10 protein-coding genes and 1 tRNA gene are annotated in these 8,252 nt (G+C 52.9%); 4 read left to right on the top strand and 7 right to left on the bottom strand.

Annotated elements, in window-relative coordinates; genetic code table 11:
- Both AC5I5B_RS21320 and AC5I5B_RS21315 read left to right on the top strand, forming a co-directional pair.
- Positions 1-182 (top strand): hypothetical protein (locus AC5I5B_RS21320; RefSeq protein WP_495752797.1); only part of this gene is annotated, 182 nt, incomplete at its 5' end.
- Positions 183-262: 80 nt separating this feature from the next.
- Positions 263-634 (top strand): DUF1515 family protein, encoded by a 372-nt coding sequence (locus AC5I5B_RS21315; RefSeq protein WP_004430610.1) that lies wholly within the window; start codon positions 263-265, stop codon positions 632-634.
- A gap of 348 nt (positions 635-982) precedes the next feature.
- Here AC5I5B_RS21315 and AC5I5B_RS21310 read toward each other — a convergent pair whose 3' ends face one another.
- The 4 genes from AC5I5B_RS21310 to AC5I5B_RS21295 all read right to left on the bottom strand — a co-directional run bounded on the left by AC5I5B_RS21310 (position 983) and on the right by AC5I5B_RS21295 (position 3,906).
- A complete protein-coding gene (locus tag AC5I5B_RS21310) occupies positions 983-2,308 on the bottom strand; it encodes a HEPN domain-containing protein (RefSeq protein ID WP_495752796.1) in 1,326 nt (441 codons plus the stop codon).
- A gap of 172 nt (positions 2,309-2,480) precedes the next feature.
- Positions 2,481-2,714, bottom strand: a complete 234-nt coding sequence (locus AC5I5B_RS21305) for a hypothetical protein (protein ID WP_495752795.1) — start codon at positions 2,712-2,714, stop codon at positions 2,481-2,483.
- Between the two features lie 353 nt (positions 2,715-3,067).
- The gene (locus tag AC5I5B_RS21300) at positions 3,068-3,442 is read right to left on the bottom strand and encodes a hypothetical protein (RefSeq protein WP_495752794.1); all 375 of its coding nucleotides are present in this window, start codon (positions 3,440-3,442) and stop codon (positions 3,068-3,070) included.
- 155 nt (positions 3,443-3,597) lie between these two features.
- Positions 3,598-3,906, bottom strand: a complete 309-nt coding sequence (locus AC5I5B_RS21295) for a hypothetical protein (protein WP_495752793.1) — start codon at positions 3,904-3,906, stop codon at positions 3,598-3,600.
- A gap of 417 nt (positions 3,907-4,323) precedes the next feature.
- Here AC5I5B_RS21295 and AC5I5B_RS21290 point away from each other — a divergent pair, with 417 nt between their 5' ends.
- Positions 4,324-4,914: a hypothetical protein gene (locus AC5I5B_RS21290; protein WP_495752792.1), complete on the top strand. Its 591-nt coding sequence runs from the start codon at positions 4,324-4,326 to the stop codon at positions 4,912-4,914.
- On the opposite strand, the gene AC5I5B_RS21285 is transcribed toward AC5I5B_RS21290, so the two are convergent.
- Complete coding sequence (locus AC5I5B_RS21285; protein ID WP_495752791.1) at positions 4,859-6,175, bottom strand: tyrosine-type recombinase/integrase; 1,317 nt, start codon at positions 6,173-6,175, stop codon at positions 4,859-4,861. The genes AC5I5B_RS21290 and AC5I5B_RS21285 overlap by 56 nt on opposite strands.
- Before the next feature lie 131 nt (positions 6,176-6,306).
- Between AC5I5B_RS21285 and AC5I5B_RS21280 the strand changes: the two genes are divergently transcribed.
- A tRNA-Ser gene (locus tag AC5I5B_RS21280) sits at positions 6,307-6,376 on the top strand.
- A 443-nt stretch (positions 6,377-6,819) separates the two neighbouring features.
- On the opposite strand, the gene AC5I5B_RS21275 is transcribed toward AC5I5B_RS21280, so the two are convergent.
- Together AC5I5B_RS21275 and AC5I5B_RS21270 are read right to left on the bottom strand one after the other, a co-directional pair.
- On the bottom strand, positions 6,820-7,689 hold the full coding sequence (locus AC5I5B_RS21275) for a hypothetical protein (RefSeq protein WP_162695556.1): 870 nt from the start codon (positions 7,687-7,689) through the stop codon (positions 6,820-6,822).
- Positions 7,690-7,779: 90 nt separating this feature from the next.
- Positions 7,780-8,133 carry a nuclear transport factor 2 family protein gene (locus AC5I5B_RS21270; protein WP_003507612.1) on the bottom strand — a complete coding sequence of 118 codons (354 nt, stop codon included), beginning with the start codon at positions 8,131-8,133 and terminating at the stop codon, positions 7,780-7,782.
- Between the last annotated feature and the right edge of the window lie 119 nt (positions 8,134-8,252).

Here is an 8,252-nt window from a genome sequence, read left to right as displayed (position 1 = left end):
ATATCGCCAATACTTTAGGAGATTTGATTATGGATAGACCAACGCTACGGGCGATTGAAGATCACCTGATTGCTGCTCTTCGGTTGGCTGAAAAGGCAGACATAGGACTGGTAATATACTTGATAAATGTGACCCTGATGGATGTACGGGATAGGCTCTCAGTCAAGATAAAAGAAAACTAACCGGACCATCTTCATTGACGCATCGCCCTCGACCTCTGGCCGGGGGCTTTCTTTTACTCGCATCGCAAGGGTTTTTGCCGATGGCACCTGAAATAGACGCTGCAGTTCATCGGCAGCTTGGAGAACTTGTCGCCGGCCTTCGTGGCATACAAGACGACATGCGCGAAATGAAGGCCTCGCTCCAGCGGTCAGAGGATAAATCAGCAGAAAGCCGCGCAGGGGTTCACAGGCGGCTTGATGAGGCAGTTGACAGGATTGCACGCGTAGAAAGCTCTGTCGCCTCTGTGAACGAAGATGTGGCTGAAATGAAGCCCGTCACGGATGACGTCCGACGTTGGCGGCTGATGGGTATAGGGGCTTTGAGCATGATCGGGATTGGCGGCGTTGCTCTCGGCGTGTCATTCGCTGACGCCCTCAAACGAATTGGTGGTCTCCTGATCGGCCGGATTTGATGCGAGGTGTGCGGCGGAAAGTCCGCGTGGGTGAGGTAGCCATTCCAGACCGTCACCGTCATAACCATCGTAGAACGGCTAGCGAACTATTTGAGAACGTCGGCGTCCATTAGTCTAAATTAGGTTTTTCTCAACGAGAACATCGGCTTGCCTCTATCAAAACCCGCTCCAGGCTGGTGTGTGACAGACGTTGACGACGAGGCTGGCATTGGCCGCTATGTCCGGTCACGCGGCTGCAGAAGCAAATACCCTAACTTCAAGGCCATCCAGCGAGGCGCAAGGGCGCTCGGTGGGCACCTCGAAGCTGCTTGGGATGAGTAGCGAGAAGACCAGTTATCGATAATAAAATCATGTCGCGCGACTGATGAAGCCTGAATGCATCCGCTGACCGACGCCGGACGTGGGAATCCCTACCTCTGCCATAATTGCGAGATGAGAAATGGCCTTAAGCGTCTCTGTGGCGTTCCAAAGGTTTGAGCCGGAAAGAACATGCTTATCAGGCTCAAGTCTGTGCACGAAATGGTTTCGCGTCGACACAGTTGCTTGGATGAACCTTGCTCTTTGCTTTGAATCGGAGAGGCCGACTAGTTCGGATTGGAACTGTTTCAAGTAGTCTTTAAGCCGATTCCTAAGCCCCGGATCGCTACTCATCGAGAGCATACCCTTTATCCGAGCGATAACGTCTGAAGATACCTTATTTTCCTGTAGAGATGCCTCGATCGGTGCGAAATCTACTGGAGAGCTCGGCGGCAGTTGGACGGTCTTCCTGTGAAGCGATTCAATCGCTTGCATGAAAGTTAGAAACCGCAGGCTTGGGACAATTTTTTGGGTAATCCCTTGCAACTGGAGATGCACCGCATCGGCAATCTTGTCAAAATTGACCAGCCACTGATCAATGCTCTCTGCCAACTGATCGGCAGAGGGATTTACTAGTGGATGGATTGGGAATTCCGCAAGATCGAGACGCTGAAAGCCTTGGACATTAATAGCATTCTCTATGCCTTCGATGCGAAAGGATATCCGCTTCAGACCCAGTTCCTTTCCGTAGCAAATAGAGAAAAAGGCGCGAAGCTTATAGAATAGCGCCTGAGCCTTGTTCAAATCGATCTGGGTTTCGGTCTCCACGATGAGTGGGTAGCCTAATTTAATATGCGCGCCTTCTTCTTCCAATCGATTTTGAGTTATTGACTGACAAAACGACAGCCTAACGCCAGCTTTGGTGCAATCAATCACCGCTGGATCAGGCAAACTATATTTCCATCCGTAACTCTGATGATCGTTTCCGTCTCTTTCAATAGTATGCTGCAAGCCGTTAACGCGGAAAACTTTATCGAGAGAATGTATTCCAATCACCCACCTGTCGCAGACTGCCTCTTTCACGTCATCCAAATGAACGTCTTCGAGTGACCAGCGACATACGAAAGAAACTCGCGCTCCTACCCCGAACCTCGTTTTATATCCCATTTGATGTAAATCGAGCAGCGAAACGAAGCGCCGCCCGCCGCGGAAGAGTGCGAGATCGATGCGTTCAGGCAAGGAAGGCCCAAAATCAGCATCGCGGTCAGTCACTTCCAGCCGAACGGATCCATCAGATCGAAGAGATAAACTGGCTGGTAGCTCTTTGCCATTGATGGTGATGTATCCGCTGTCTTCGTTGTTGTCGTGAACGGTCATAGGAAACGATCTCCAGCATGGTCCTTGAACCGATCAGCACGGCGCACATAGGTTTCGACGGTGCGCGGGTCGCGGTGTCTGGTTACTTCCATGATGCGGGAAATGCTGGCCCTGTTCTCGGCGGCCGAGGTGACAAAGCCAGCGTGAAGCGAGGTAGAGCGCGGCAAGGTGGTCAGCGAAGTTTTACATTGAAGTGTGCCGCCATTTGTCTCGCTTCGCTTGTGCCCTTGGCCACTTCACGCTCAAAACACTTCTCATAAAGTTCAGTACCTTTTTTGTCGCGGCAGGTCCGCTCGGCATTCCTTTCTACCGCCTTTTTCCAGTCGAACGGTTCTGACTTTACCAATGGCCCTTGCTGGCAGGCGGTCAAGGCCGTCGCCGAAATAGCGAGTAGTAAGTATTTCATTAAATCCCCATGTGATCGCCGCACGATAATTCTATCTTCCTTGAATCGCACGGATATAGGCTGGCGTTTTTTGGGTATAATCCCGGTAAGTTATTCGCTTGCTGGCCACAGCGTTGAAGAAGCGATTACAGAACGTTCGCGCCACATCGCTCTTCGGGCTGACCCCCATAACTCTTGCCATACTGGCGGCCTCGCTCGCTGGCGCCGTTTTGGTTTTGGAATAGCAGGTATTGATAACATCCTTCTTGATCGCTGGACTGCCGGCAATCAGTTCCTGCCCTTGATTGAACGTTGTTTCCGACTGGCAACCCGCGAGGATGAGTGCCGAGGCGAACAGGCGATAAGGCCAACTCTCATTTGGATGTTCCTTTGTGTCCCGGTTTGCTGGGCGCGGGCACGTTGCAGCTCTTTGCCTTCATGTTTGCCTCGATCGCATTGACCTTGCCTTTGGCAACAGCGACCTGGCCTTCCTTGTCACCACCGAACGTGCTCGACATCGGTACACCGACGAGGAAGACGCCGACTGCATCGCCGGTAGCGGCGTCGTGCTGTTGCTTCGAAACGGCAGAAAGCGATGCTTGTTCTTTCAGATATTCGCGAGCCAGGGCCTGACAATCGAGATTGCTGTAGGCAGCCATCGGAACGTCCACCGGGACAATCGCGTCTGGTCTTTTTGCGCACGAAGAAACGGCCAGCCCGCAAGCCAGCAAAGGTAAAATATATCTCATGTAGTCCCCTAGTCCCCTGACGACGTAATGCATCGCCAAGCTCAAGCTTCACTACAACCCGAAAAGAGAGTCAATAACTCTCGGCAACTTGTAATGAATATTTGCGCGTTCGGCGCGGGGGGCTCAAAGGCGCCCAGCAATACCACGTTCATTTATCATGGCCAATCTCTTTTTGCCCTTGCGAGGACAAAGCTGTTTTTCTCGCGGTTCTGGCATCCGAGACAACGCAACAGCGGTTTCATGGAAATGATCGATCTGAACTTTCCATGCCTCCGCTGGATTGCCCACCTATCCAGCATGCCGACCCGCTTGCACCGCCAACACTGAGCACCGAGAACATACCATTGAGGCAGATCGGCCAAGGTGGCGGAGTGGTCGCGCTGGGGGACGAAGATGCCCGTGGGCTTTGGCGGCAGATTGTCGTTGTTGCCGCCGGTAAGATCGATCCCGCGACGATGGCGCATGTCATTTCCGCTCGGCCTCGGGTTTCCACCCTCTTGTGAAACCGTTGCCCATTGCAGCGGTCGCCAGCGCTAGCTGCAACCTCAAATGCTGGATGTCTTCCATCAGGGTTTCTATCGCAGCGCGGCTGTCTCCGTCGTGCCATGCAATGATGTGGTCAATAGGATCGGCTTCCGGTTCTCGTCTTTCTGGGCGCACGTTCTCATTCTCCGGTTCAAGAGTTCAAAACTTTCCCTGATTTTCCGATAGGCACACGCCGCCATGCCACGCGTGTTCTTATTATGTTCTGGCTTAGTAAAGAGTCAAGTTGAGTCTTTTGACGCTAAATGTCTTTGCTCGACTTAGTGCCCGCGGCGCGGATATCGGATTGATGATATGTTCATCTCATGCTTTCATGGGACACCTTACGGAGGTGCGCCATGGATCTCGCTTATCATGCGAAGTATGCGCGCGTAGCTGCCCTCTCCAGAGAGCGCGCGCACAAAACTGGTTATGTCGGACACAACAAACTGTGGTCTGAGGCCGAGTATGAGATAATAAGAAAGCTTGCCCCGGACTACGACGCCATGGAAAAGGCGCTAAACCGTACCCGTGGTGCCATAGGCTGGCAGTGCGCCCAAATGGGGCTGAGAAAGCCCGCGCATCAATGGACGGCCGCGGAGATATCAAAGCTTCGGAAACTTTACCCATCGGGTAGCATCAAAGATCTATGTGAAGCGTTCCCACACTCCAGCATTGTCAATATACGGTACGTTGCTCGCTATCATGGGATGAGAAGAAGTCGTAAGCCCTACAAAGCGACAGGGATTGCGCTCTTAGATGAAATACGAAGGCGCTGCTTTGAGATCGGGTGGACGATGATTGACCTAGACAAGGCAGCTAAGACGAAGAAATATTTCCGTAAGTCGGAGTGGTTCGGGAAAAACCGGATAAATTACAAGCATCTAGGACGAGCTATTGAGGCACTTGACGGCTTTGTTCAGGCGGAGTGGCGGGAATATGATGATTGATGGAGTTCAACCGCTTTTCCAGCTGTGCAAGATATTCCGACCAAGCCAGTAAAGCATCTCGCTTTTCGTCCGCATAATCGTAACGATTATAAACCGCTGCAACACCCCTGATGCTGCCGGATTTATGGTTGAGAATTGCTTCGACCACATGAACTGCGACGTTCAATCTTGCCATTCCGCTGGCGACAGTTCGCCGGATGTCATGGAACGTCCAAGCCTCAAGCTTGACTTTATCCGGATCTCTCCCTTCCTTCGTCGCAGTTTCCCGCGAAATGTCGATCATCGCTTTATCGACGGTCTTCTTTGCTTTTGAAAAGCCTGAAACGGGTGTTCTCCCGTTCGTGGTGAACAGAAATACGGCCTTCTTTCCTTCTGCCGGGACAATCCGCGGCAAGGAACTGATTAGGTCAAGCACGGCACTTGTCAGCGGCACGAAGTGTTCCTTCTTGTTCTTCGCCCTTTCTGGCGGGATCACCCACACCTGATTGTTCCCCTCAATCTCCAATTCTGCGAAACGGGCTCCCGCCACTTCCGTGCGGCGCTGGCCGGTAAAGAAAAGCATCTTCACCATGGGGCCGAATGGTGCGCCAATCGCGTCACACGCCTTCAAGACAAGCGCTATTTCGTCGTCTGACAAAACCCTGTCGCGGGTCTTTTCCTTGCCGGGCGGCTTGATCGATGTCATGGGCGTAAACTCGATGATGTCTCGCTCAACACACCATGCGAAAAATTTACTCAGGAGCGCCCGGACCCGGTTCGCCATAATCGGCGCGCCCCGATCAACAATCGTGTCCAGCAGCCGCAGAACGTCGCGCTTCGTTACGGCCTTGATGAGCTTTTGCTTCCAAGCCGGTTTCAGATCGGCCTCGATGATGCGCTTTGTTTCATCAATGTAAGACTGGCTGTTTTTCACCTCGACATAGCGGGTCACGAACTCGTCAAGCACCGCGGGTACCAGATCCATATGCGCCGGCCGTGCGTCGTCATCGTCGGCTTTCTCCGTTGCCGGGTCTCTTCCTTCGGAAACCATCCGCAGCGCCTTCTGCGCCACTTTGCGGGCGTCAGCCAAGCTGATGGCCGGATATCCCCCCAAAGTCATTTTCCGCGGCTTGGTGGCGTGCCTGTAGCGCACCGCCCAGCTTTTGACGCCAGACGGCTGCACGATCAGGTAAAGCCCCTGTAGGGCCCCATCCGGAATCTCTTTTCGGGATGATCCGGCTTTCGCGGATTCAACGGATTTTGCTGTGAGTGCTGCTGGCATCTGGGGTAACGCTGGGGTAACGGAATCGGATGTTATGCCTCGTTATATAGCGTTAATAACATTGCCTAAACAATCGTCGGAAGCCATTGTAATCAATGGTTTTTGGCGTTATCCACTGTTATGAGGCGTTAGCCCGCGTTATATGTCTGCACCTGATTTGTAATCAGGGGGTCACGAGTTCGAACCTTGTCGGGGGCACCAGTTTTCTCATTGTTTATCAATGTTTTATCTTGTCGTTCAAAATCATCCATTTGCTGCGCGGCGCATTTTACATTCCGTCGCCAGCGCGTTTCCTTGCGCCATGATGACGTGAAGCCGCTTGGCGTTCAGTTCTGTCCGAATGAATTCACCAAGACGCCCCAAGCAAGAAAGACAAGAATTTCGAGCGGGGCGCGGGCACGGTTTTCGCCAGGGAAAGCAAGTTTTTCGATTGGCGGGCGCGGCGGATACGACAGCCGCAGATGAAGCGGAGCGGCGGGGCTGCGTCAAAAAGACCGCGCATATGAAGTTGTTGCAGCAGCAGTTTTGAGGTAGCGCTCCTCACGACAGATAGTGTCAAGTAACAGCCTGGAAATATGCAAATGATGGATTGGGATTGGGTAGACTGGTTCCCTATAGTCGTCTTTCCGCTCAAGATTCTCGTGTTAGGCACGGGCATGTTCTTCGCCATTAAGTGGCACCACGATCAAGCGAAGAACGAAAAGAAAAACGGCGGATCGTAAGCGCCCGCCGAATATGTCCTTGGTGCCTCGGATTGGTCGGCCGATCCAGTGATGCGGCGACAATTCGCCCAACAGGGCGACGGGATTGCCGCTTAGTCTGGGGCGCGAGACAGGCCCCTTTATTGCCTGGTCTTTCAGGATGATTGTAAAGCCTGCGGGTTTAAGCATATTGTTCAGCGATAAGTTGAGCAACAGCGGGCGCTTCCAATGGATGCATACGGTCATTTGCGGATATTGGTTAGCCTCATCCTCGGCCTTGCAATCACCAGAGTGTTGTCTGGTCTTTCCAGAAGGCTGCAGGAGCCGCAAAAAACCGATCGCATGCACGCGCAGATCGTCTGGTCGATTGTCCTGCTTCTTGGAGCGGTCCACTTCTGGTGGTGGGAGTTTGCCCTGCGGCTCATCCATAACTGGAATTTCTGGATCTACATCTTCGTTCTCGTTTACACGTCGCTCTTCTTTTTGATGTCGACGCTGCTTTATCCCGATCACATTCAGGAGTTGTCCGAGCGGGAAAGTTTTTTCGTGCGCAGGCGGCATGCGTTTTTTGCCTTGTTTGCCGCGTCGTTCGTCTTCGATCTGATGGACACCTACATTAAGGGGAGGGAACACTTTGAACAGCTCGGGCCATGGTATCTGGCAAGGATAGTCGGCGGCCTGCTGATTGCTGTTGTGGCAATGAGAACCGATAGCAGCCGCAAAATTATGTGGCTCGGTGTTGTCTGGCTCTTCGTTAACGCGCTCTGGATAACGGCGATCTACAGCGATCTGTTTTAGTTCTTCCAGCGGCAAAGCAACCAGAATCGCAATTATGGCCCGTCGCTGAGAGTAGAACGCGAGCGGGCAGAAGCGCACAATGCGGGGTGGCGGTTTTAAAGATCCCTATGGCTTTACGTGATAAAGCTTGTGCACGATCGACCAGTTGCCGTCGCGTTCCAGCAGGGACAAATATTCATAAAAATCCATGCCGTCGAAACGGGTCGTCAGCTTAACCGAGGCGCTGTCGCCCTCCTTGTCGATACCCATGATTTCGAAAGCGGGATCATGATCGGGGAGGCCGCGTTCGCTTTTGCGCATGTGGTCAACAAAGTCCTCCAGGGATAACCATTCGATTTCGCCTTCGAAGGTTCCGACGATGCTGGCGCGCGGGTCGAAAACGTCACGCATCAGGCTTTCATCCGCATAGGCCATGGCATGGATGTAGTCCGTGACGGTCTGGGTAATGGTTTGCGGCATCGGATCGTCCTCCCTCAAGATCCAAAAGCCAAGCTTACACCCGTTGGCGAGGTTCCACCATAACCTCCTGAAAACGCGCCGGTAACGCTTTTCTTCAGGATGGTTTTGGGCCGGCTGCG

Source organism: Agrobacterium sp., from assembly GCF_059499945.1.
The sequence above is the reverse complement of the archived record's forward strand: the minus strand, read 5'-3'. Positions and strand labels throughout refer to the sequence as shown.

Bases quoted from the DNA above. Each gene is read 5' to 3' on its own strand.
- AC5I5B_RS21310 (WP_495752796.1), bottom strand. From the start codon at position 2,308: ATGACCGTTCACGACAACAACGAAGACAGCGGATACATCACCATCAAT.
- AC5I5B_RS21295 (WP_495752793.1), bottom strand. From the start codon at position 3,906: ATGCGCCATCGTCGCGGGATCGATCTTACCGGCGGCAACAACGACAAT.
- AC5I5B_RS21270 (WP_003507612.1), bottom strand. From the start codon at position 8,133: ATGCCGCAAACCATTACCCAGACCGTCACGGACTACATCCATGCCATG.
- AC5I5B_RS21285 (WP_495752791.1), bottom strand. From the start codon at position 6,175: ATGCCAGCAGCACTCACAGCAAAATCCGTTGAATCCGCGAAAGCCGGA.
- AC5I5B_RS21305 (WP_495752795.1), bottom strand. From the start codon at position 2,714: ATGAAATACTTACTACTCGCTATTTCGGCGACGGCCTTGACCGCCTGC.
- AC5I5B_RS21315 (WP_004430610.1), top strand. From the start codon at position 263: ATGGCACCTGAAATAGACGCTGCAGTTCATCGGCAGCTTGGAGAACTT.
- AC5I5B_RS21300 (WP_495752794.1), bottom strand. From the start codon at position 3,442: ATGAGATATATTTTACCTTTGCTGGCTTGCGGGCTGGCCGTTTCTTCG.
- AC5I5B_RS21290 (WP_495752792.1), top strand. From the start codon at position 4,324: ATGGATCTCGCTTATCATGCGAAGTATGCGCGCGTAGCTGCCCTCTCC.